The organism is Streptomyces sp. CBMA123 (assembly GCF_014596465.1).
GTDB lineage: Bacteria > Actinomycetota > Actinomycetes > Streptomycetales > Streptomycetaceae > Kitasatospora.
On record NZ_MECK01000058.1, the window covers coordinates 1 to 21,419 of the forward strand.

The window sequence follows — 21,419 nt, forward strand, 5'->3', positions numbered from 1 at the left end:
CCGCGCCCGAGGCCCCCGCCTCCGCTTCGGCCCCCGGCGCCGAGGGCTCGGCCCCGCCCAAGCCCGCACCGCCGGCCGACGCCGGACTGCCCGCCAAGCCGGACGCCGACCTGACCGGCAAGGTGGTCGCCGCGCTGACCGCGATCGACCCGGCCATCGTCGGCGGCAAGCCCGACCAGGTGGTGGAGCAGGCCCGCAAGCAGTGCCAGGCGATGTACCAGCACCCCAAGGACAAGGCGAAGCTGGCCGAGCTGGCTAGCCAGTACTTCACCTCGCCCGACCACCCGCAGGGCTTCGGGCCGGACACCGCCGCGAAGATCGACGACGCGCTGCGCGCCACCCTCTGCCCGCCGGCACGCTGACGCCGCCCCGCCCCACCCCGAACCGCCCGGTGTCCTGAGCTCCGGGCAGCCGTGGCCGCGCCCCGCCCGCCGGGTGCGCGGCCACCGGCGTCCGTATGGCCTCCGCCGAGCGCTCGGCGTTCCGAGCCGCGCCGCCCGGCGCACCGCCTGACACCTCGACCACCGCAGCCCACCGCAGCCCACCGCAGCCCACCGCGCCGCGGTCGCCGATCACTTCGCTTCAGCGGCCCGGGCCGTCCGCCGGCGAACTGTCAGGTCTCTTGACAGACAAGTGGTCTAGTCCAAACATAAGCATGTCGATCCGACCGGGATGCACTGTGGGGGTGTGACCACCGGCGGCTGAGGCACTGCCCTGCCCTGCTCCAATCCACCCCCACCCCGTACGGCGTGCGCACCTTCGCACCGTCACCCGCCTCCGCGCGAGCCGGTGGGTTCCGCACGCCCCCGCACCGAACACTCCGTACTGCACAACCCCGTACCGAACACCCCGTACCGAACGCCCCGCGCTGAACGCCCCGACCCCAGGCGCCCACCCGGCCGGCCCCACACCGCCGTCGACGCCCCGGGCCGTTCCGCGTCTCCCCAACGTCCTGCCCCACCAAGTCTGTTGGAGAATCCATGCGTCTTCGCAGAACCCTCCAGGCCGCGCTGACGGCCTGCGCGACCCTGGCCGCCTCGGCCGGTCTGGTCGCCGCCGGGACGGGCTCCGCCCAGGCCGCGACCCCGCTCCCCAGCCGGGTCTTCGCGCCCTACTTCGAGTCCTGGACCGGCCAGAGCCCCGCCACCCTGGCCGCGCAGTCCGGCGCCAAGTACCTGACGATGGCCTTCCTGCAGGCCGCCACCAAGGGCTCCTGCACCCCGTACTGGAACGGCGACACCTCCAAGCCGGTCTCCTCCTCGACCTTCGGCGCCGACATCGCAACCATCCGCGCCAACGGCGGGGACGTGATCCCCTCCTTCGGCGGCTACACCGCCGACAACACCGGCACCGAACTGGCCGACAGCTGCACCGACGTCAACCAGATCGCGGCCGCCTACGAGAACCTGATCACCACCTACGACATCAGCCGGATCGACCTCGACATCGAGGACAACTCGCTGACCAACACGGCCGGCATCGACCGCCGCAACAAGGCGATCAAGGCCGTGCAGGACTGGGCCGCCGCCAACGGGCGCAGCGTCCGGTTCTCCTACACCCTGCCGACCACCACCGGCGGGCTGGCCGACAACGGCCTCGCGGTACTGCGGAACGCGGTCAGCAACAACGCCCGGATCGACGTCGTCAACATGATGACCTTCGACTACTACGACGGCGCCACCCACGACATGGCGGCCGACACCCAGACCTCGGCGCAGGGCCTGTACAACCAGCTGGCCCAGCTCTACCCGGCCAAGTCCCCAGCGCAGCTGTGGGGTTCGATCGGCATCACCGAGATGGTCGGCATCGACGACTACGGCGCGGCCGAGACCTTCACCGTGGCCAACGCCACCACCGTGTACAACTGGGCGGTGTCGAAGGGCATCAACACGCTGTCGCTCTGGGCGCTCCAGCGCGACAACGGCGGCTGTGCGGGCAAGGCCGGGGACGACTCCTGCTCGGGCATCGCCCAGAACACCTGGGACTTCACCCACGTGTTCGCGCCGTTCACCAGCGGCTCGACGGTGACCAACGACTTCTCGGTCGCGGTGAACCCGAACTCCGCCACCGTGAAGGCGGGTTCGTCGACCTCGGCGGCCATCGCGACGGCCGTCACGGCCGGCTCGGCGCAGAGCGTCAGCCTCTCGGTCAGCGGCGCCCCGGCCGGCGTCACCGCGACCGTCACCCCCGGCAGCGTCACCGCCGGCAACGGCGCCACCCTGAACGTCACCACCACCTCCTCGGTGGCGCCGGGGAGTTACCCGCTGACGGTCACCGGCAGCGCGGCCTCCGGCAGCCACACCGGCGTCTTCACCCTGAACGTCACGGGCAACCAGCCCGGCAACGACTTCTCGGTCGCCGTCAACCCGAACTCCGGTACGGTTGCCGCCGGTTCGTCCTCTTCGGCAGCCATCGCGACGGCCGTCACGGCCGGCTCGGCGCAGAGCGTCAACCTCTCGGTCAGCGGCGCCCCGGCCGGCGTCACCGCCACCGTCACCCCCGGCAGCGTCACCGCCGGCAACGGCGCCACCCTGAACATCGCCACCACCTCGGCCGCCGCAGCGGGCACCTACCCGCTGACCGTGACCGCCACCGCGCCCTCCGGCACCCACACCGCGACGTACTCGCTGACCGTCACCGGGACGGCTCCGTCGACCGGTCTGGTCAACGGCGACCTGGAGACCGGCAGCCCGGCCCCGTGGACCTGCCAGAGCGGCGGCGGCGTCGTGAGCACCCCGGTGCACTCCGGCTCGTACGCGCTCCAGGCCGCGGCCTCCGCGAGCCAGACCGGCGAGTGCTCGCAGACCGTGAAGCTGAAGCCCAACACCGGCTACACGCTGAGCGGCTGGGTGCAGGGCAACTACGCCTACCTGGGCGTCAGCGGCGGTGCCACCGCCAGCACCTGGGCCAACGCCTCGGGCTGGACCAAGCTGTCCGTCCCCTTCACCACCGACGCCACCGGCAGCGTCACGGTGTACCTGCACGGCTGGTACGGGCAGGGCGGCGTGTACGGGGACGACTTCTCGATCGCCTGACGGCGGTGACAGCCGACAGGTAGCGGCTGACAGATCACAGCCAACAGCTAACAGCTGACAGCTGACAGCTGACAGCTGACAGATTTCATCATCTGTCAGCTGTCATCCGTTTACCGTCAGCTGTCAGCTGTCAGCCGCCTCCCGCAACCGCCCCGGCCGGCAAAGCGCCACGTACGCCGCCAACGCCAGCACCCCGCAGCCCAGGACCACCAGCGCCAGCAGCGTCGCCGACGGCCGTCCGCCGATGCTGCTCAGCGGTGCGACCACCGCGCCGCACAGGAAGTTGCCCGTCCCCAGCAGCGCCGAGGCCGTCCCCGCCGACTGCGGCTCGACCAGACTCAGCGCCTGCGCCGCCGTGTTCGGCAGCACCACCCCGAGGCTGCCCATCAGGACGAACAACGGCGGACAGAACCCGGCCAGCCCGAAGTCCCACACCGTCGTCAGCAGCACCAGCGCCACCCCGGCCGCGACCGCCGTCCCGAGCCCGGCCAGCATCAGCGACCGCGCCGCGAAGCGCGGCGCCAGTACCCGCCCGTTCAGCTGGGTCATCACCACGATGGACAGCGAGTTCAGCCCGAACAGCAGGCTGTAGGTCTGCGGCGAGACCTGGTACACGTGCTGCAGCACCGTGGACGACCCGCTGATGTACCCGAACAGCGCGCCGAACGCCAGCGAGCTGGTCAACGCCAGCCCCAGGAAGGGCAGATGGCGCAGCAGCCGACCGATGGTGCGCAGCGCCGCGCCCACCCCGCCGCCCACCCGGGCCTGCGGTGGCAGGCTCTCGCGCAGTGCCCCGAAGGCGGCCAGGGTGAGCAGCAGTCCGAGCCCCGTGAGCGCCCCGAAGGTGCCGCGCCAGGAGGTGAACCGCATCAGCTGTGCCCCGATGACCGGGGCGAGGATCGGTGCCAGCCCGGATATCAGCGCGATCGAGGCGAGGAAGCGCAGCATCGCGACGCCCTGGAAGCGGTCCCGGGCGACGGCGCGTCCGATCACCAGCCCCGCCGACCCGGCGACGCCCTGGACGAAGCGGGCCGCGATCAGCACCGTGAGGTTCGGCGCGAGCACGCACACCACGCTGGCCAGGGTGTAGACGACCAGCCCGGCGAGCAGCGGCGGGCGGCGTCCGAAGCGGTCGCTGAGCGGCCCGAAGAGCAGCTGCCCGGCCGCGACCCCGAACATCGAGAAGGTCAGGGTGAGCTGGACGGCCGCCGGTTCGGCGACGAGGTCGTCGGCGATCGCGGGCAAGCCGGGGAGGTAGAGGTCGGTGGTGAGCGGACCGAGCGCGGTGAGACCGCCGAGGACGGCGATGGTGGCCCGGCCGACAGCGGCCGTCGGGCCGACGGCCGGTGCCGTGCCGGTTGCTGGGGCGGGAGCGGTCGACATGTCGTCGGTCGGACCGACGGTCGGGCCGGGCATGGCTCTCCTAACGGACGCGGTGTCATGGGGTTCGTTCGCGATCCGTCCTATCGCAGCCCGGCGGGCGTGACGACGGCAGGGGTACACGGGGACGGATCCGCCCACCGGCCGATCCACAGCACGCGCACGACGACGGCCCGCCCGCACCTTCCGGTGCCCGGCGGGCCGTTCGTTCCCTGGTCAGGACGGCTGATCCGGGATCAGCGCCCGGTCAGCACCCTCAGTGCTTGGCGACGTGCTCGGCCCGGAGGGCCGCCTGCAGCGTCGCGCCGTCCTGCCACGCGTAGAGCTGGTTGCCGGTGAGCGTCACATTGTAGTGCCCGCAGGTGCCGGTGGCCTTGGCCGCGATGCCCTCCGGGAACCAGCCCGCCTTGAGCGAGACCGGCACCGGGTGCTGGCCCTTGCCCGGCAGGCCGACGCTGCAGCCGACGGGCAGCCGACCCTCGGGGAGGGTGGCCCGCAGCAGCCGGTCGTCGCCCGTGGTGGACATCAGGTACCTGACCGAGGAGGCGTTGTCGGGCAGCCAGGTGGGCATCGAGCGGCGCTCGGCCTTGGCCTGCGAGCCGCTGTCGTACGAGACCTGCTCCTGGTGGCGCCCGTCGTACCACTCGGACACGCGCGGGCCGATCGCCACGACGACCACGGCGACGGCCATGCCGGTGCCCGCGACTCCCAGCGCGACCTTGCTCACGATGCCCTTCATGCCTGACTGCCCTCTCCGTGTGCGTTGCCGATGCGTCCGGTGCGGACGGGACCGTGGCCGGTCCGCCCGTGCCCCGTCCGGGCTGAGCGGTCCGCCGGCCGGGTGTATCCATGGTGGCCCGGGCCGTCCTGCCTGAGCGTCACCACGAGGTCGCGTTCTTGCATCCAACCCACGGGGTACCGTCTCCACCTTCAGGCGTATGTCCATGGGCCCGGCCCCGGACGTACGCCGTCCGGCGCTCGGGCTGACACGCCGGGTTCGGGTACGTCCCGAGCCTCGATCGAGCCTGACTCAAGCGGGGCTCCGCCGCAGCCCGGCCTGCTGCACCCGGGGCACCGGCGGAGCGCGGCCGGCCGGCCGCGGGCGGTGGGTCAGACGGCTGCGGGCGGTGGGTCAGACGGTCGCGGGAACCGGCCGGGTGACGGGGAAGGGGCGGCCGTCGAGGGTCCAGTGCGGGTCGATCGGACGCAGCAGCGAGGCGTACACCTGGGCGGCGACGTCGGGGTGGCGGATCTCGCCGGCGGGCGGGCCGGCCGGGATGTCGTGCCCGGCGCAGGCCACCCAGGCGGTCCGCTCCTCGGCCGTACGGCCGCCGTGGCCGCCGGCGTCGACGTGCCCGTGGTCGGTGACCACGATGACGGTCCACTGCTCCTGGGCGTAGTCCTCCCGGCCGCGGACGGCGTCCAGCAGGCGGCCGAGGCGCTCGTCGGCGGTGCGCATCGAGGCGCGGTACTCCTCGCCGCAGCCGAGGAAGTGGGCGGTCTCGTCCACCGCGCCGAGGTAGACGAAGGAGGCTTCGGGGTCGGCGGTGCCGAGGACGTGGACGGCCTCCCGGGTGACCTCCTCGTCGACGGCCTCCCAGGCCTCCGGGGTGTCCTCGGCCGGAGCCACGTAGGAGAGCCGGCCGGGAGCGCGGAACAGCGGGCCGCCGGACTCGTTGATCATCAGCGGGTCCCAGCCGGCCGCGACGAAGGTGCGGCGGCGGTCGCCGCGGTTGAGGCGGGTGGCGAAGTCGGGGAAGACGTCCAGCCGGTTGCCGCCCAGGTGGTTGCCCCAGACGCCGTGCTTGGCGGGCTCGACGCCGGTCACGATGGTGGCCCAGCAGGGTCCGGACATGGTGGGCGTGGAGTCCGCGACCGTCACCGGCACCAGGAATCCGGCCTCGGCGACCTCCTGGAGGCGCGGCATCGGCACCTGCGCCAGGTAGTCGTGGCGGACTCCGTCGATCCCGACCACGAGGACGCGGGGGCGGGGCCACTGGGCTGCGGACATGGTGGAGCTTCCTTTCGGTCGTGCACACCCGGCCGCGCCCGCCGAGGGCGCCGCCGACCGCGCCATGCTCCACGGCCCGCCGTACCGCGCGGCGTCGGGCCGTCGAACGGCAGGTGTCCGTGAGGTGTCGGGCGGTTGCCCGAGGCGCCCGGAGGCCGAGCTTCCGCGGGCGCCCGTCCGTCAGGCGGTCGCCCGGACGAAGCGGCGGTCCGACCCGGCGAGCAGGGCGGCCGGGCCCGCCGCGCGCAGGACGACGTCCAGGACGCGGTCCGGGTCCGCGGCGTAGCAGTTCGCGAACCAGGGCAGGTTGGCCTCGACCACGGCCCAGTGCTCGGCCGGGTCGTACGGGTCGGCGATCGGGCCGACGTCCAGTGCGACGGCGCTGGGCAGGGTGTCCCCGACGGCCTCCAGCAGCCGGCGGGCGAAGGCGGTCGCCCCGGCGGTCAGCGGCGCCGGGTCGAGCCGGCCGAAGCGGGCGTACCGGCTGCCGGTGAGCACCTCGCCGTCGCGCAGGAACAGCCGGTACTCCGCGGCGAAGGTCACCGGCTCGCTGACCAGGACGGGGGTGTCCGGGCCGATCCGCTCGCCGGTGCGGGGCAGCCGGGAGCCGTCCGGGTAGACCGCGGGCGGGATCGACTTGTCGGCCGGCGGCTTGACGAAGGCCGGGTGGCGCAGCGTCCAGGCCTCGGCCAGGGTGGTGAGTTCGATCCGACGGCGGGTGAACGCCTCGGGGAGCCGGGCGAGCCAGTCGTCCTCCGGTTCCAGCAGGGCGAGCCCCAGCGGCCCCGCGATCCGGGCGGCGGCGAGGGGCCCGCCGTACCAGTGGACGGGCCGCCCGGCGAGCCGCCCGACCTGCGCCGGGCCGGACAGCACGGCGGTGGCCAGGCCCCGGCGGGCGGCGGCCGCGGTGAGCAGGGAGGTGGTGCCGGTGGGCTGGGCGGAGGTGAGCAGGACGGGCTTCCCCGCGTCGACCGTCACCGCCTTGGCCACCACGGGATCGGCTTTCACCGCATCGGCCGTCACGGCATCGGCTGTCACCGCGTCGGCCGTCACGGCTGCGGCCGGAACTCGTGGACGACCTCGATGCGGCCGACGATGTGCCGGTTGAACTCGGCCAACTCCTCAGCCGACACCCAGAGTTCAAGGATGGTCCGGCCGCCGGCCCGCTGCACCGGGTAGCGGGCGAGGAAGTCCGTCTCCACCTCGAAGCGGGTGACGTACCCGACGCCGGAGGCGGGCACGTTCCAGTCGCGGGCGATCCGGATCCCGTAGTCCTCGTTCAGTACGGGGTAGAAGATCGGCTGCTCGGGCAGCCGCGGCGGCCAGGCGCGCCAGTCGGCGGCCTCGACCAGGGCCAGCTCCTGCGGGCCGGTGGGGCGCCAGAGGGTGGTGGTCGGGGGCCGCTGCCGGACGGACTGACTGGTCATGGCGGGGACGGTAGCCGGGCCACGACGGACCCGGCCACCGGATTTCGCCGCTCCGGGAGGGACGGGAGAGGACGAGGAGAGGAGAGGAAGGGAGTGGACGGCCCGTCAGCGGTAGGCGGACTCGCCGGTGATGGCCTCGCCGAGGACCAGGGTGTGAATCTCGCTGGTGCCCTCGTAGGTGAGCACCGACTCCAGGTTGTTGGCGTGCCGCAGCACCGGGTACTCGGTGGTGATGCCGTTGGCCCCGAGGACGGTCCGGGCGCTGCGGGCGATCTCCAGCGCGGTACGGACGTTGTTGAGCTTGCCGAAGCTGATGTGCGCCGGGCGGGCCGCGCCCTGCTCCTTCAACCGGCCGATCCGCAGGGCCACCAGGTACGCCTTCTCGACCTCCAGCATCATCTCGACCAGCTTCTGCTGGGTCAGCTGGAAGCCGGCGATCGGACGGTCGAACTGGATCCGGCTCTTCGCGTAGTCCAGGGCGGCGGTGTAGCAGTCGCGGGCGGCGCCGACGGTGCCCCAGAGGATGCCGTAGCGGGCCTCGCCGAGGGAGGACAGCGGCCCGCGCAGACCGGTGACGCCGGGCAGCACCGCGTCGGCGGGCAGCACCACCTCGTCGAAGGCCAACTCGCTGGTGACGGAGGCGCGCAGGGAGAGCTTGCCGTGCACGTCGGTCGCGGTCAGGCCGCGGGTGCCGCGCTCGACCAGGAAGCCGCGCACCCCCTCCTCGGTCTGCGCCCAGACCACGGCGACGTCCGAGATGCTGCCGTTGGTGATCCACATCTTGCTGCCGGACAGCACCCAGTCGCCGCCCTTGCGGACCGCCCGGGTGCGCATGTTCGCCGGGTCCGAGCCGAAGTCGGGCTCGGTGAGGCCGAAGCAGCCGATCAGCTCACCGGCCGCCATGCCGGGCAGCCAGCGCTGCTTCTGCTCCTCGGAGCCGAAGGCGTGGATCGAGCGCATCGCGAGCGAGCCCTGGACGGAGACGAAGCTGCGCAGCCCCGAGTCGGCCGCCTCCAGCTCCATGCAGGCGACCCCGTACGCGACGGCGTCGGCGCCCGCGCAGCCGTAACCGTCGAGGTGCATGCCGAGCACGCCGAGGGCGCCGAGTTCGGGGGCGAGCTCACGCGCCGGGAAGACACCGCGCTCGAACCACTCACCGATGTTCGGGCGGATCCGCTCCTCGGTGAACCGGCGGACGGTGTCGCGGATCAGCCGCTCCTCGTCGGAGAGGAGGTCGCCGACCGCGAGCAGGTCGGACGGGTCGATCCGGGTCGGCTTCGTCATTGAAGCTCCTTGTAGTCTCGGCGGGACACCGGCGAGTATTCCGCAACCCGACCGGCGTCGGACCGACGGGAGCGAGTGAGGAAGGCGACATGTCCAGCACGGCGTACGTGGTCGACCAGGTGACGGCCGAGGAACTGGAGCGCTCGGTGGCCGAGTTCGCCGGGCTGCTGACGGAGACCGTCGACGGCGGCTCCTCGGTCGGGTTCCTCGCCCCGCTGGAGCCGGACGAATCATCGGCGTGGTGGCGGGCGCTCGTCCCGGAGCTCGCGGCCGGACGGCTGGTGCTGTGGACGGCCCGGGCGGCGGCCGACGGGCGGCTCGCCGGGACGGTCCAGCTGCGGCCGGCGGCGACGGCGAACGGGCGGCACCGGGGCGAGGTGGCCAAGCTGATGGTGCGCCCGGCGGACCGCGGACACCGGCTGGCCGGGCGGCTGCTGGCGGCACTGGAGGAGCGGGCGGCGGAGTCGGGGATCCGGCTGCTGGTACTGGACACCGAGACGGGCAGCCCGGCCGAGCGGATGTACGAGGCGGCGGGCTGGACCAGGGTCGGCTCGGTGCCGGACTACGCGACCGATCCGACCGGCACCCTGCACCCGACCACCATCTTCTTCAAGTCGCTGGTGCGCTGACGGGAGGACCGCAGCGGAACGGCCGGTCCGGAGCAGCCGGTCCGGAGCAGCCGGTCCGGACCGGCCAGGACAGGATCACCGGGACAGGACTGCCGGAACAGGACTGCCGGAACGGAACACGGAAGGGGAGGCGGAGCATGAAGCGTTGGGCGCTGGTCGTCGAGGAGACGGTGGGCATCGGCAGGGACCGGACCTGGGGCAGCAAGGTGCTCGGCGAGGTCGAGGGCACCCGCGAGGAGGCCGTCGCGGAGCTGCGGCGCATCGTCCCGACCTACACCCCGGACCATCCGATGAGCAGCCGACGGAAGACGCTGCTCCGAGACGGGGACACCTACCTGCTGATCCTCCAGGGGAGCATGCGCGACTACCACTGCGTGTTCAAGGTGTGGGAGCTGCTGTGGGACAGCAAGCGGCCGGAGGTCCAGGCGGAGCGGTTGACGACCGACGACTGACGGCCGACAGATGACAGATGACAACTTTCAGCGAACGGATAACAGATTTCGAACTCTGTCATCCGTTCGCTGAAAGTTGTCCGTCGTCAGCCCTCACCCCACCCCGCACAGCCGCAGCACCGCCGTCGTCGCCGCGGCAGCCACGACCACCAGCGGGAACGGCGCCTTGCGCCACGCGAGGACCCCGGCGACCAGCACACCCGCCGGACGGGCCCATCCGGAGAAGCCGTGCCCCTGAGTCAGCGCGCCGGTCGCCACCAGCGCAACCAGCAGCACCGCCGCCGCGACCGTCAGCAGGTGGCGCAGTCGCTCCGAGAGCGCGAGCCGGCGCCCCAGCAGCGGACCGGCCACGCGGTAGGCGTACGTCCCGACGGCCAGCAGCAGTACCGCATAGAGGGGCATCATCGGACGTCCTCCTTCCCGGCCGCCGCGGCGACCACCGACTCCGACTCCCCCGGCTCAGCCGCAACCCCCGGCTCCACCGACCCAGGCTCCGACCCCGACCCCGACTCCGGCTCCGACGCCACCGCCGGCCGCCCGGCGAGCAACAGTCCCACCAGGGCGAGCAGCACGGGCAGCCCGGCCGGCACGAACGGCGTGGCCGCGACGGCCACCACCGCGCCCGCCACCGCCGCCGTACGGGTACCGCGGTCGGCGAGCGAGGGAAGCACCAGGGCGAGCAGCACCGCGGGGAAGGCCGCGTCCAAGCCGAACACGTCGGTGTCCCCGATCAGCCCGCCGGCGAGCCCGCCGAGCAGCACCGCGACGTTCCACACCACGAACAGCGAGACCCCGCAGATCCAGAACACCGCCCGGCGCCGCCGCGGTTCGCTCTCCTGCAACGCGAAGGCCGCACTCTCGTCGGTGAGCAGCTGCGCTCCGAACAGCCGCTGCCACCAAGGGCCTTGGAGGACGTCGGCGACGGCGAAGCCGAAGGGCAGCAGCCGGGCGTTGAGCACCAACCCGGTGGCGACGGCCGCGAGCACGCCGCCGCCGGACAGTACGACGCCGACGGCCGCGAACTGCGAGCCGCCCGCGAAGACGAGGACGGAGAGGGCCACCGGCACCCAGAGCGGCAGGCCTCCGGACACGCTGATCGCACCGAAGGAGGCGCCGACCAGCGCGTCGGCGAGGCAGACCAGGGCGATGTCGCGCAGGGTGGCATGTTCGAGTGTTCGGAGAAGCGAACGCATGTCCATGAGAGTGAACCCGCGACACCCGGTTCGTCAAGGCGAACAGAATGACCGGCACAGCGAACGATGCTCGCCGACGAGGCCCCCGGGGGCGGCCGTGGCAGCATGAACGTCACCGACCGGCACCAGCCGGAACCCAAGCGGCACCAGCAGCGGGAAGCCGACCGAAGGAGCCTGGAGAAAGCGTGAGTGGCGAGGATGAGTGACCGGACCCCCCGGCCCGAGGGTGCCAACGGCTCCGGTACGGAGCTGATCGGCCAGATCGCCGCGGCCATCCGGCGCGAACGCGAGCGCGGCGGACTGTCGATGACCGAGCTGGCCCGCCGCGCCGGCATCGCCAAGTCGACGCTCTCCCAGCTGGAGTCGGGCGCGGGCAACCCCAGCGTGGAGACGCTCTGGGCGCTCGGGGTGGCGCTGAACGTGCCGTTCAGTCGGCTGGTCGACCCGCCGCGCCCGACCGTCAAGGTGCTGCGGGCCGGAGAGGGGCCGGTGACCCACTCCGAACGGGCCGACTACGCGGCCACGGTGCTCTCCTCCTGCCCGCCGAACGCCCGGCGGGACATCTACCGGATCGAGGCCCAGCCGGGCGAGACCAGGGCCTCCGACCCGCACATGCCCGGCACCGTCGAACACGTGATGATCGGGTCGGGCCGAGCCCTGGTCGGCCCGAGCGAGGCGCCGGTCGAGCTGGGCCCGGGCGACTACATCAGCTACCCGGGCGACGCCCCGCACGTGTTCCGCGCCCTGGCCCCGGACACCCTCGCGGTGATCGTGATGGAGCACATCTGACGGACCGCCTCCGCCGTCGAACGGCGGGAACGGCGGGAACGGCGGCGAACGGCTGACGGCCCGACGGCTGACAGATTTCAAAATCTGTCAGCCGTCAGCTGTTATCCGTTATCTGTTACCTGTCATCTGTCATCTGTCATCTGTCAGCCGTCACCTGTTCGCCGCCGCCGCGCGCCCCGGCGCTACTTCAACAGCCCGTCCAGGAAAGGGTTCCCGAACACCCGGTGCGGGTCGTACCGGTCCAGCGTGGCGACCGCCTCGTCCCAGCCGGGCCCACCGCCGGCGCGCAGGCTGTCCGGGATGACCCGGCCGATCAGGTCCTGGTCGGACCAGGCCGCGTCCGTGGTGTAGGCCCAGCCCTTGGACCACTCGACCCGCATCCCCGCCCGGGTGCCGTCGAAGGTGCGCAGCAGCCACTGCTCCAGGTCCCGGGCGAAGCGCTCCAGTCCGGGCGTACCGGGGAAGGCGAGGACGTCGAGCCACACCGCGGTGTCCCACTCCGGCCGGTCCGCCCGCGGGCGCAGCGCGGACAGCAGCGGGGGCCGGGCCCCGGGGACGCCGGAGGAGGTCGGGTCGTCCAGGCCGGTGACCCGGATCTCCACCGCGCCGTTCACCGGGTACTCGCCCTGGGCCTGGTACTCCCCGAGCAACTGTCGGTAGTAGGCGGCGAATTCGCTGACCACCCACTGCAGGTCGGCACGCTTGGTGAGGATCGCGTAGCCGTTGGCGGTGACTCGCAGGGTGGTGGGCCGGACGTACTGCAGCAGGGCGCGCGAGGGGCCCCAGAGGTCGGAGCGCAGGCCGCCGGCGAGCAGGTGGGTGATCAGGTCGCCGGTGAGCAGGTCGCGCAGCAGTCCGCCGGAGAGCAGGACGTCGGTGAGGTCACCGGTGAGCGCCACCTTGGCGACGAGGTACTGGAGTTGGCCGAACAGCGGGGCCGATCCCCAGGCGCCGGAGACGATTTGGCCGGCCAGTCGAGCCACCGGTTCCGGAATGCTGTCCGAGAACGGGTAGTTGTAGGGCTGGTCGACGGCCCTGGAGGCGAGCGGCTTGCTCGGGGTGACGGTCCAGGTCTTGAGCCACGGGTAGTCGGTGTAGGCGAACCAGATCGCCTCGACCCGGCCGTCGCGCTCGACGAACTCGGCCAGCGTGCGCGGGCCACCGCCGCCGCCCAGCAGTCCGCCGAGCAGTCCGCCGAGCAGTCCGCCACCGCCGGTGGCGGTCCCCGGGCGGGCGAACAGGTCGCTGGCCGGGATGTCCAGCCGGCTGACGCAGCGCAGCGGGCGGTCGGCTCCGGCGCGCAGCACCACCTCGGTGAGGAAGGCGCGGCCCAGGTGCACCAGGAAGGCGGCGCTGTCGGCCTCGGCGCGGTCGAAGGTGCGCAGCCCGTAGCGGCCGGTGGCCGGGTCCAGGACGACGGCGGTGAGCCGGACCACCTGGTTGCTGACCGAGCCGTAGCCGTGCCCGTCCGGCCGCAGTTCGCCGTCGGCCGGGGCGGCGGTGCCGTGGCCGCCGATGGCGAGCACGCCGCCGACGGTGAGGTCGCCGGGCGCCGGGCAGGCCGTCAGACCGAGGCCCCGGTCGGTCAGGTGGACGAGCAGCGCCTCCATGCTCGCGCCGGTCTGCACCCGGACGGTGCTGGGCGAGTCGGCGGTGATGGCGGTGAGGTACCGGTTGGTGTCCACCAGCAGGACGCGGGCGGTGTCCGGGGTCCCGTTGGCGACGGTGAGCGGCGCCCAGGTGTGCCGGTAGCCGGTGGCGCGCAGCCGCCAGCCGTTGGCGTGCGCCCAGTCGGCGAGGGCCGGTACCTCCTCGGGGGTGCGCGGCGCGCAGGTCCACAGCTGGTCGGTGCGGATCTCGCCGGACCAGTTCTGGAAGACCCGCTGGTAGAGCTCGGTGCCGGCGGGCAGCCCGGGCGGTACGGGCGTGGCGGCCTCGGCACTGTCCGGGCCGATGGTGCCGCGCAGCAGCCAGGCCGCGCCGCCGAGCGCCGCCGAGGCGCCGAGCAGTCGCCGCCTGGTCAGGCCGCGGCTGGGCTCCCGGGCGGACTCCCGGCCCGACTCTCGGGCGGTGCCCCGGCCGCTCCCCCGGCCGTCCGCCGCGCCGTATGTGTCACTGCCGTATGTGTCACTGGTGTCACTGGTGCCATGGCCGTCGTGTGCTGTGGTCATCCGGTCCGCCCCCTGCGTCGGTTCCCCGGGCCGGGTCGCGGCACTCCGGGGCGGTCGGTCTCCGCCCGACCCGGTCAGGAGCGTACGAAGTGCCGTACGACCGTTTGAAGCGATCCAGCCGGGATCTCACTCGTTCGAGTGATCATGGCGCGAACGACTGAGAACCGTCCAGCCCCGTCCTCGACGTGGCACGCGACGACGCGGTGAACAACCGCCCGGCGCGGCCGAGCCCCGTACGGCACGGCTCAGCGCTGCGCGGCGAGGGCGGCCTCCGCACAGCGCTGCCGGCGGTCGGCCGCCGTGCCGGGCAGGCAGGCCCGGTCCTTCATCGGACGCCCGCCCGCCAGGTCGGACAGGTGTGCCCCCGCCAGGGCGGGCGCCTCGGCGTGCTCCGCCGAGTCGCGGCCGAGCCGGCAGACCAGTTCGTTCCCGCGCAGCCCGGCGAAGGCCTTGCCGTTGACGTCCTTCAGGCAGGGCATGCCGAACATCCGGGAGCGGTGGGCGCCGCGCGGCGCCAGTTCCACGGCGATCGCCTCGGAGCGGGCGTCGGCGTCGTTGCTGGTCATGCCGTCATGGTGGGGCCCGGCCGGGTGGCCGTCCAGCGTGGCCACGGGGGACGGCGGGCTGTTGCCCGGCCGTTCGGCAGGCGCATAGGTTGACCGTGACCGCCCCCACCCCGACCGGAGGCCCCACCATGCCCTCGTCCGTGCCGCCGACCGCCACCGACCCGACCGACGCAGCCGCCGGTACCGCCACTGGCGCCGTCACCGTCGCCGTGGCCCAGCCCGTCTGCGCCGCCCCCGGCCACGCGGACACCCTGGACGTCAACGTCGGACGGCACGCCGAGGCCGTCCGGGCGGCGGGCACCCGCCTGGTGGTGTTCCCCGAGCTGTCCCTGACCGGCTACGACCTGACCGCCGCCGCCGTCGACCCGGCGGACCGGCGGCTCGCCCCGCTGGTCGAGGCCTGCGCCGCCACCGGCGCCCTCGCGCTGGTCGGCGCGCCGGTCGCGGAGGCCGACGGGCGCGAGTCCATCGCCACCCTGGCGGTCACCGGCGAGGGCGCCGCGGTCGTCTACCGGAAGATGCGCCTGCACGGCCCCGAACTCGACCGCTTCACCCCGGGCGAGAAGCCCTTCGTGCTGGAGCTGGACGGCTTGCGGCTCGGCCTCGCGGTCTGCGCCGACGCCGCCGACCCGACGCACGCCGAGGAGACCGCCGCGCTCGGCATCGACGCCTACGTCGCCTCCACCCTGTACGGCCCGGGCCCCGCGCAGGCCGAGCGGCTCGCCGGGCACCTGCGGGAGCGGACCACGGCGCACCGGGTCTGGGGCGTGCTGTCCACCAGCGCCGGGGCCAGCGGCGAGTTCCCGGAGACCTCGGGCCGCTCTGGGGTGTGGGCGCCGGACGGCACGGTGGTCGGTCAGCTCGGTGCCGAGGCCGGCGGGCTGCTCCGCGCCGAGCTGCCCCGCCTCCAGCCCCGCCCCTGAGCCCCGCCCCCCTAAGCCCCGCCTCCAGCCCCGCCCACCCCGCAACCGGGCCGCCGAGCGACGCCCGGCGGATCGCGGGCCCCGGGTGGAAATACCCGGGGCCCGCGCGCGGCTGTCGTGATCGGAACACCGGTGACCGGGCGATCGGGCCCGTACAGGAGGTACAGCGCGCGATGGGTGACCAGCGGGAGAAGCCGCAGGAGTACCGGGTCGAGCACGACTCGATGGGCGAGGTCCGGGTGCCGGCCGCCGCGAAGTGGCAGGCGCAGACGCAGCGGGCGGTGGAGAACTTCCCGGTGTCCGGCCAGCGGCTGGAGCGTGCGCACATCGCCGCCCTGGCCCGGATCAAGGCGGCCGCGGCGCGGGTGAACGCCCGGCTCGGGGTGCTGGACGAGGAGACGGCCGGGGCGATCGCGGCGGCGGCCGAGGAGGTCGCGGAGGGCCGCTGGGACGCCGAGTTCCCGGTGGACGTCTTCCAGACCGGATCGGGCACCTCGTCCAACATGAACGCCAACGAGGTGATCGCCACCCTGGCCGGCGAGCGGCTGGGGCGGCCGGTCCACCCGAACGACCAGGTGAACGCTAGCCAGTCGTCCAACGACGTGTTCCCGTCCTCGATCCACATCGCCGCCACCGCCGCCGTCACCCACGACCTGATCCCGGCGCTGGAGCACCTGGCAGAGGCGCTGGAGCGCAAGTCCGTGGAGTTCGCGCAGGTGGTCAAGTCGGGCCGCACCCACCTGATGGACGCCACGCCCGTCACCCTCGGCCAGGAGTTCGGCGGCTACGCGGCGCAGGTGCGGCACGGCCGGGAGCGGCTGCTGGCCACCCTCCCCCGGGTCGCCGAACTGCCGCTCGGCGGAACGGCGGTGGGCACCGGCATCAACACCCCGCCCGGCTTCCCGGCGGCCGTCATCGAGGAGGTGACCCGCGCCACCGGGCTGCCGCTGACCGAGGCCCGCGACCACTTCGAGGCGCAGGGCGCGCGGGACGCGCTGGTCGAGCTGAGCGGCCAACTGCGCACGGTGGCGGTCGGGTTCACGAAGATCGCGAACGACCTGCGGTGGATGGGCTCCGGCCCGCGCACCGGCCTGGGCGAGATCAACCTGCCGGACCTGCAGCCCGGTTCGTCGATCATGCCGGGCAAGGTGAACCCGGTGCTGCCCGAGGTGGTGCTGATGGTCGCCGCCCAGGTGGTGGGCAACGACGCGACGGTGACGCTGGCCGGCGCCAGCGGCAACTTCGAGCTCAACGTGATGCTCCCGGTGATCGCCCGCAATGTGCTGGAGTCGGTGCGGCTGCTGGCCAACAGCGCCCGGCTGCTGGCGGACCGGACGGTGGACGGCATCACCGCGAACGTGGAGCGGGCCCGTGAGTACGCGGAGTCCTCGCCCTCGGTGGTGACGCCGCTGAACCGGTACATCGGGTACGAGGAGGCGGCGAAGGTCGCCAAGCAGGCGCTGGCCGAGCGGAAGACCATCCGTCAGGTGGTGCTGGAGCGCGGGTACGTCGAGCGGGGCGCGCTCACCGAGGAGCAGCTGGACCGGGCGCTGGACGTGCTGCGGATGACGCACCCCTAGCCGGACCTGCCCCCGGCCGGACGGGCACCCCAGCCGGACGTGCGCCGGGGCGCGGCGGGCACTCGCGTGCCCTCCGTGCCCCGGACGCGGGCTGCGGGGAAGGTCAGCCCTTGGCGCGGCCGGCCCGGCCGAGCCGCATCGCTGCTCCGTTCGACGTGATCGTGGCCATCGAGATCGCCGCGAGGCCCAGCAGGAACATCACGGCACCGACGATGACGCAGGTGACGATGTTCTTGCCGTGCGCGACGGACCCGGAGACGGCCCAGGGAGAGATGATCGTCCAGACACCGAGCGCGGCGGCGGCCCAAGCCCTCGCGTGGGTGCGCTCGTAGGCCGAGCCGTAGCCGGCCATCAGCGCGGTGTAGGCCAGACCCACGATCAGGCAGGTCACGGTCAGGGTGCTGAACGCGGTGAAGCCGACGATCCAAGGCGATGCCGCCAGGAAGAGACCGGCCAGGACGGCCAGGGCTTCGATGCCCTGGGCGCGGGGGGTCGTGGTGACCCGCTCGTAGTGTTCCCGGAGTTCGACGATGTCCGGGTGGTGCTCCATGCCCGTCGGGATATGGGTTGCCACCGATACCACCTCCTGTGGTTCCGGACCATGGAAGGGGCAAGCCCCGTACCCATTCTGGCGCTTCTCCAAGGTTTTGCACCCGATAGTCCGGAATGACCGATAACCATCCGGTCACGCCGGTGACCTGTGTCTCAACACTCCGGTGGTCCATTGCCTATGCAACTCGTTGCATAGCAGGATGCGGGCATGGCACTGGAGCACGCGATCCTCGTCTCGCTGCTGGAGCAGCCCGGCTCCGGGTACGAACTGGCCCGGCGCTTCGACCGCTCCATCGGACGCTTCTGGACCGCCACCCACCAGCAGATCTACCGGGTGCTGCGGCGGATGGAGGCGGACGGCTGGGTGGCCGCCGAGGAGGTCGCGCAGGACGGCCGCCCGGACAAGAAGGTGTACTCGGCGTCCGGGCCCGGACGAGCCGCGCTGGCCGGCTGGCTGCGCGAACCGGTCGAACCGGAGACCGTGCGGCACGAGCTCGCGGTCAAGATCCGGGCCGCCGCCTTCGACGACCCGGCCGCGCTGATCTCCGAGGTCGAGCGGCACCGCGAGAGCCACGCCGCCCTGCTCGCCCGCTACCTGCACGGCGAGCAGCGGGACTTCCCCGACCTCACCGCACTGGACACCCGACAGGAACTCCAGCACGTTGTGCTGCGCGGCGGCATCGAGTTCGAACGGATGACCCTCGCCTGGCTGGACGACGTGCTCGCCACCCTGCGCCGGCTCGCGGACGACGGACGGGACCGGAAGACGGACGACAGATGACAGGTGACAGCCGACGGACGACACCTTTCAGATGACAGAGTCTGAAATCTGTCATCTGACATCTGTCATCTGAAAGCTGTCCGCTGAACCCTGTTCGCTGAAAGCCGTTCACCGGCCCCCGGCCGCCGAACCCCCGCCGAGCCCTCACCCCCTCGACCCCCAGGGAGCCCCTGATGCTCTTCAACCCGCGCACCTACGACCCCGCGCAGTTCGACGAGCCGACCCGTCGGCTGCTGCGCGCGACCGTCGACTGGTTCGAGTCCCGCGGCAAGAAGGCGCTCATCGACACCTACATCGACCGCGCCTGGTACGGCGACTTCCTCGAATTCGCCGCGCGGGAAGGCCTGTTCGCGGAGTTCCTGACCCCGTCCGCGGCCGACCCCGAGAAGCGCTGGGACACCGCGCGGATCGCCGAGCTGAACGAGATCCTCGGCTTCTACGGCCTCGGCTACTGGTACACCTGGCAGGTCACCATCCTGGGCCTCGGCCCGGTCTGGCAGAGCGAGAACGAGGCCGTCCGGGCCCGCGCCGCCAAGCTCCTCGCCGAGGGCCACGTGATGGCGTTCGGCCTGTCCGAGCGCACCCACGGCGCCGACATCTACTCCACCGACATGATCCTCACCCCGGACGGCGAGGGCGGCTTCACCGCCACCGGCCCCAAGTACTACATCGGCAACGGCAACGTGGCCGGCCTGGTCTCGGTCTTCGGGCGCCGCTCGGACGTCGAGGGCCCGGAGGGCTACGTCTTCTTCGCCGCCGACAGCCGCCACGAGGCGTACCACCTGGTCAAGAACGTGGTGAACGCCCAGATGTACGTCAGCGAGTTCCGCCTGGAGGACTACCCGGTGCGGGCCGAGGACGTGCTGCACACCGGGCAGGCCGCCTTCGACGCCGCGCTGAACACCGTCAACGTCGGCAAGTTCAACCTCTGCACCGCCTCCGTCGGCATCTGCGAGCACGCGATGTACGAGGCCGTCACGCACGCCCACAACCGGGTGCTGTACGGCCGCAAGGTCACCGACTTCCCGCACGTGCGACGGGAGCTGACCGACGCGTACGCCCGCCTGGTGGCGATGAAGCTGTTCAGCGCGCGGGCCGTGGACTACTTCCGTACCGCCTCCGCCGAGGACCGCCGCTACCTGCTGTTCAACCCGATGACCAAGATGAAGGTCACCACCGAGGGCGAGAAGGTCATCGACCTGATGTGGGACGTCATCGCGGCCAAGGGCTTCGAGGCGGACACCTACTTCGACAAGGCCGCCAAGGACATCCGCGGCCTGCCGAAGCTGGAGGGCACCGTCCACGTCAACCTGGCGCTGATCCTCAAGTTCATGGGCAACTACCTGTTCGCGCCCGCCGACTACGCGCCGGTGCCGACCCGGCGGGACGCCGCCGACGACGCCTTCCTGTTCCGGCAGGGCCCGGCCCGCGGCCTCGGCGCGATCCGCTTCCACGACTGGCGCGCCGCCTACGACCGGCACGCCCAGCTGCCGAACGTCGCCCGCTTCCGCGAGCAGGCCGACGGCTTCTGCGAGCTGCTGCTCAAGCACGCGCCGAGCAAGGAGCAGCAGGCCGACCTGGACTTCCTGCTGGAGATCGGCCAGCTGTTCGCGCTGATCGTCTACGGCCAGCTGGTGCTGGAGCAGGCCGAGCTGACCGGGCTCGACGCGGACGTCCTGGACCAGGTCTTCGACGCGCTGGTCCGCGACTTCTCCGCGCACGCGACCGAGCTGCACGGCAAGGCCTCCGCCACCGAGGAGCAGGCCGCCTGGGCGCTGGCCAACGTGCGCCGCCCGGTGGCGGACGCCGAGCGCGCCGCGAAGGTGTGGGCCCGGGTCGAGGCGCTCTCCGGCGCGTACGAGATGCAGCCGTAAGGCCGGGAAGGACACACAGGACTCCGGGGGTGCCGGTCGGCGGACCGGCACCCCCGGATCACCTCTTCGGGGAACGGCGTCAGCCGTCGCCGAGGCCCATGTCGCGGGCCCGGGCGACCGCCTCGGCGCGGGTGGCCACGTGCAGCTTCTCGAAGATGTGGGTGACGTGGTTGCGGACGGTCTTCTCCGCGACCACCAGCTCCCGGGCGATCCGCCGGTTGTCGTGGCCGCGCGCCACCAGGTCCAGCACCTCGGCCTCGCGCGCGGTCAGGTCGGGGAAGAGCTGCCCGGCCTCGCGCATCTTCGCCCCGGCCAGCAGGCGGTGATCCGCCCGGCGACCTCGCCGCCGAACACCGCGCCGCCCGCCGCGACCGTGCGGACCGCGTGCAGCACCTCCTCCCGCCCGGCGCCCTTGACCAGGTAGCCGCGGGCGCCCGCCTGGAGCGCGGCGAGCAGGTTGCGTCCCGTCCCGGTCCCGGTCGTGCGCCCACCCGCGTCCCGGCCCGTCCCGGCCGCGCGAGCGCCCAGGTCCCGGCCACGTCCCGGGAGGCCCCGGGAGGTGGCCGGGAGGGGCGCTGGGCGGCAGGCGGGAGACGCCCGGGACCGGCCCGCCGGGAGCGGCGTACGGTGGAACCGGAGGCCGTGAAATGCACGTCACCGGAACCCACTTCACCGACCGCACCGACGCCGGCCGCCGGCTGGCCGCCCGCCTCGCTCGGCTCGCCGGCCCCGGCACCGTGGTGGTCGCCCTGCCCCGCGGCGGGGTGCCGGT

21 protein-coding genes are annotated in these 21,419 nt (G+C 73.0%); 9 read left to right on the top strand and 12 right to left on the bottom strand.

What is annotated here, in order from left to right; translation table 11 throughout:
- Together BG452_RS09650 and BG452_RS09655 are read left to right on the top strand one after the other, a co-directional pair.
- On the top strand, nt 1–362 hold a 362-nt coding region (locus BG452_RS09650), incomplete at its 5' end, for a hypothetical protein (RefSeq protein WP_188303804.1).
- Nucleotides 363–980: 618 nt separating this feature from the next.
- On the top strand, nt 981–3,035 hold the full coding sequence (locus BG452_RS09655; protein WP_188303805.1) for a glycosyl hydrolase family 18 protein: 2,055 nt from the start codon (nt 981–983) through the stop codon (nt 3,033–3,035).
- Nucleotides 3,036–3,158: 123 nt separating this feature from the next.
- On the opposite strand, the gene BG452_RS09660 is transcribed toward BG452_RS09655, so the two are convergent.
- From BG452_RS09660 to BG452_RS09685, 6 genes are all read right to left on the bottom strand, one after another.
- A complete protein-coding gene (locus tag BG452_RS09660) occupies nt 3,159–4,451 on the bottom strand; it encodes a multidrug effflux MFS transporter (protein ID WP_223241994.1) in 1,293 nt (430 codons plus the stop codon).
- Between the two features lie 220 nt (nt 4,452–4,671).
- Nucleotides 4,672–5,154, bottom strand: coding sequence for a hypothetical protein (locus BG452_RS09665; RefSeq protein ID WP_188303806.1), 483 nt, complete (start codon nt 5,152–5,154; stop codon nt 4,672–4,674).
- 393 nt (nt 5,155–5,547) lie between these two features.
- Nucleotides 5,548–6,426 carry an alkaline phosphatase family protein gene (locus BG452_RS09670; RefSeq protein WP_188303807.1) on the bottom strand — a complete coding sequence of 293 codons (879 nt, stop codon included), beginning with the start codon at nt 6,424–6,426 and terminating at the stop codon, nt 5,548–5,550.
- A 180-nt stretch (nt 6,427–6,606) separates the two neighbouring features.
- Entirely contained in the window at nt 6,607–7,377 is a 771-nt protein-coding gene (locus BG452_RS09675; RefSeq protein ID WP_411292916.1) for an ATP-grasp domain-containing protein, read from the bottom strand.
- A 98-nt stretch (nt 7,378–7,475) separates the two neighbouring features.
- The gene (locus BG452_RS09680) at nt 7,476–7,853 is read right to left on the bottom strand and encodes an ADP-ribosylation/crystallin J1 (RefSeq protein WP_188303808.1); all 378 of its coding nucleotides are present in this window, start codon (nt 7,851–7,853) and stop codon (nt 7,476–7,478) included.
- 105 nt (nt 7,854–7,958) lie between these two features.
- Entirely contained in the window at nt 7,959–9,137 is a 1,179-nt protein-coding gene (locus BG452_RS09685; RefSeq protein WP_188303809.1) for an acyl-CoA dehydrogenase family protein, read from the bottom strand.
- Nucleotides 9,138–9,226: 89 nt separating this feature from the next.
- On the opposite strand from BG452_RS09685, the gene BG452_RS09690 reads away from it, so the two are divergent.
- Together BG452_RS09690 and BG452_RS09695 are read left to right on the top strand one after the other, a co-directional pair.
- Nucleotides 9,227–9,766: a GNAT family N-acetyltransferase gene (locus BG452_RS09690; RefSeq protein WP_188303810.1), complete on the top strand. Its 540-nt coding sequence runs from the start codon at nt 9,227–9,229 to the stop codon at nt 9,764–9,766.
- A gap of 137 nt (nt 9,767–9,903) precedes the next feature.
- Nucleotides 9,904–10,218 carry a hypothetical protein gene (locus BG452_RS09695; RefSeq protein WP_188303811.1) on the top strand — a complete coding sequence of 105 codons (315 nt, stop codon included), beginning with the start codon at nt 9,904–9,906 and terminating at the stop codon, nt 10,216–10,218.
- A gap of 93 nt (nt 10,219–10,311) precedes the next feature.
- Here the strand turns inward: BG452_RS09695 and BG452_RS09700 are convergent, their stop codons facing one another.
- A complete protein-coding gene (locus BG452_RS09700) occupies nt 10,312–10,620 on the bottom strand; it encodes an AzlD domain-containing protein (RefSeq protein ID WP_411292917.1) in 309 nt (102 codons plus the stop codon).
- Nucleotides 10,620–11,411 (bottom strand): AzlC family ABC transporter permease, encoded by a 792-nt coding sequence (locus tag BG452_RS09705; protein WP_188303813.1) that lies wholly within the window; start codon nt 11,409–11,411, stop codon nt 10,620–10,622. The genes BG452_RS09700 and BG452_RS09705 overlap by 1 nt, the downstream gene beginning before the upstream one ends.
- A gap of 198 nt (nt 11,412–11,609) precedes the next feature.
- Between BG452_RS09705 and BG452_RS09710 the strand changes: the two genes are divergently transcribed.
- Complete coding sequence (locus tag BG452_RS09710) at nt 11,610–12,200, top strand: helix-turn-helix domain-containing protein (RefSeq protein WP_188303814.1); 591 nt, start codon at nt 11,610–11,612, stop codon at nt 12,198–12,200.
- 182 nt (nt 12,201–12,382) lie between these two features.
- Here BG452_RS09710 and BG452_RS09715 read toward each other — a convergent pair whose 3' ends face one another.
- Together BG452_RS09715 and BG452_RS09720 are read right to left on the bottom strand one after the other, a co-directional pair.
- Nucleotides 12,383–14,371: a cholesterol oxidase substrate-binding domain-containing protein gene (locus BG452_RS09715; protein WP_188303815.1), complete on the bottom strand. Its 1,989-nt coding sequence runs from the start codon at nt 14,369–14,371 to the stop codon at nt 12,383–12,385.
- A gap of 245 nt (nt 14,372–14,616) precedes the next feature.
- Entirely contained in the window at nt 14,617–14,937 is a 321-nt protein-coding gene (locus tag BG452_RS09720) for a hypothetical protein (protein WP_188303816.1), read from the bottom strand.
- Nucleotides 14,938–15,065: 128 nt separating this feature from the next.
- Here BG452_RS09720 and BG452_RS09725 point away from each other — a divergent pair, with 128 nt between their 5' ends.
- The gene (locus BG452_RS09725) at nt 15,066–15,860 is read left to right on the top strand and encodes a carbon-nitrogen hydrolase family protein (protein WP_188303817.1); all 795 of its coding nucleotides are present in this window, start codon (nt 15,066–15,068) and stop codon (nt 15,858–15,860) included.
- Between the two features lie 173 nt (nt 15,861–16,033).
- Nucleotides 16,034–17,440, top strand: a complete 1,407-nt coding sequence (locus BG452_RS09730) for a class II fumarate hydratase (protein ID WP_188303818.1) — start codon at nt 16,034–16,036, stop codon at nt 17,438–17,440.
- A 103-nt stretch (nt 17,441–17,543) separates the two neighbouring features.
- Here BG452_RS09730 and BG452_RS09735 read toward each other — a convergent pair whose 3' ends face one another.
- On the bottom strand, nt 17,544–18,014 hold the full coding sequence (locus tag BG452_RS09735) for an SPW repeat protein (RefSeq protein ID WP_317620970.1): 471 nt from the start codon (nt 18,012–18,014) through the stop codon (nt 17,544–17,546).
- A gap of 186 nt (nt 18,015–18,200) precedes the next feature.
- On the opposite strand from BG452_RS09735, the gene BG452_RS09740 reads away from it, so the two are divergent.
- Complete coding sequence (locus tag BG452_RS09740; protein ID WP_188303819.1) at nt 18,201–18,773, top strand: PadR family transcriptional regulator; 573 nt, start codon at nt 18,201–18,203, stop codon at nt 18,771–18,773.
- A 173-nt stretch (nt 18,774–18,946) separates the two neighbouring features.
- On the top strand, nt 18,947–20,647 hold the full coding sequence (locus tag BG452_RS09745) for an acyl-CoA dehydrogenase family protein (RefSeq protein ID WP_188303820.1): 1,701 nt from the start codon (nt 18,947–18,949) through the stop codon (nt 20,645–20,647).
- Between the two features lie 79 nt (nt 20,648–20,726).
- Here BG452_RS09745 and BG452_RS45435 read toward each other — a convergent pair whose 3' ends face one another.
- Entirely contained in the window at nt 20,727–20,948 is a 222-nt protein-coding gene (locus tag BG452_RS45435; protein ID WP_223241995.1) for a response regulator transcription factor, read from the bottom strand.
- Between the last annotated feature and the right edge of the window lie 471 nt (nt 20,949–21,419).

What these genes read in the sequence shown, in the direction of transcription:
- BG452_RS09695 (WP_188303811.1), top strand. Translation starts at nt 9,904, where the DNA reads ATGAAGCGTTGGGCGCTGGTCGTCGAGGAGACGGTGGGCATCGGCAGG.
- BG452_RS09705 (WP_188303813.1), bottom strand. Translation starts at nt 11,411, where the DNA reads ATGCGTTCGCTTCTCCGAACACTCGAACATGCCACCCTGCGCGACATC.
- BG452_RS09660 (WP_223241994.1), bottom strand. Translation starts at nt 4,451, where the DNA reads ATGCCCGGCCCGACCGTCGGTCCGACCGACGACATGTCGACCGCTCCC.
- BG452_RS09710 (WP_188303814.1), top strand. Translation starts at nt 11,610, where the DNA reads ATGAGTGACCGGACCCCCCGGCCCGAGGGTGCCAACGGCTCCGGTACG.
- BG452_RS09665 (WP_188303806.1), bottom strand. Translation starts at nt 5,154, where the DNA reads ATGAAGGGCATCGTGAGCAAGGTCGCGCTGGGAGTCGCGGGCACCGGC.
- BG452_RS09700 (WP_411292917.1), bottom strand. Translation starts at nt 10,620, where the DNA reads ATGCCCCTCTATGCGGTACTGCTGCTGGCCGTCGGGACGTACGCCTAC.
- BG452_RS09655 (WP_188303805.1), top strand. Translation starts at nt 981, where the DNA reads ATGCGTCTTCGCAGAACCCTCCAGGCCGCGCTGACGGCCTGCGCGACC.
- BG452_RS09685 (WP_188303809.1), bottom strand. Translation starts at nt 9,137, where the DNA reads ATGACGAAGCCGACCCGGATCGACCCGTCCGACCTGCTCGCGGTCGGC.
- BG452_RS09720 (WP_188303816.1), bottom strand. Translation starts at nt 14,937, where the DNA reads ATGACCAGCAACGACGCCGACGCCCGCTCCGAGGCGATCGCCGTGGAA.
- BG452_RS45435 (WP_223241995.1), bottom strand. Translation starts at nt 20,948, where the DNA reads ATGCGCGAGGCCGGGCAGCTCTTCCCCGACCTGACCGCGCGCGAGGCC.
- BG452_RS09670 (WP_188303807.1), bottom strand. Translation starts at nt 6,426, where the DNA reads ATGTCCGCAGCCCAGTGGCCCCGCCCCCGCGTCCTCGTGGTCGGGATC.
- BG452_RS09690 (WP_188303810.1), top strand. Translation starts at nt 9,227, where the DNA reads ATGTCCAGCACGGCGTACGTGGTCGACCAGGTGACGGCCGAGGAACTG.
- BG452_RS09730 (WP_188303818.1), top strand. Translation starts at nt 16,034, where the DNA reads ATGGGTGACCAGCGGGAGAAGCCGCAGGAGTACCGGGTCGAGCACGAC.
- BG452_RS09745 (WP_188303820.1), top strand. Translation starts at nt 18,947, where the DNA reads ATGCTCTTCAACCCGCGCACCTACGACCCCGCGCAGTTCGACGAGCCG.
- BG452_RS09740 (WP_188303819.1), top strand. Translation starts at nt 18,201, where the DNA reads ATGGCACTGGAGCACGCGATCCTCGTCTCGCTGCTGGAGCAGCCCGGC.
- BG452_RS09680 (WP_188303808.1), bottom strand. Translation starts at nt 7,853, where the DNA reads ATGACCAGTCAGTCCGTCCGGCAGCGGCCCCCGACCACCACCCTCTGG.
- BG452_RS09715 (WP_188303815.1), bottom strand. Translation starts at nt 14,371, where the DNA reads ATGACCACAGCACACGACGGCCATGGCACCAGTGACACCAGTGACACA.
- BG452_RS09725 (WP_188303817.1), top strand. Translation starts at nt 15,066, where the DNA reads ATGCCCTCGTCCGTGCCGCCGACCGCCACCGACCCGACCGACGCAGCC.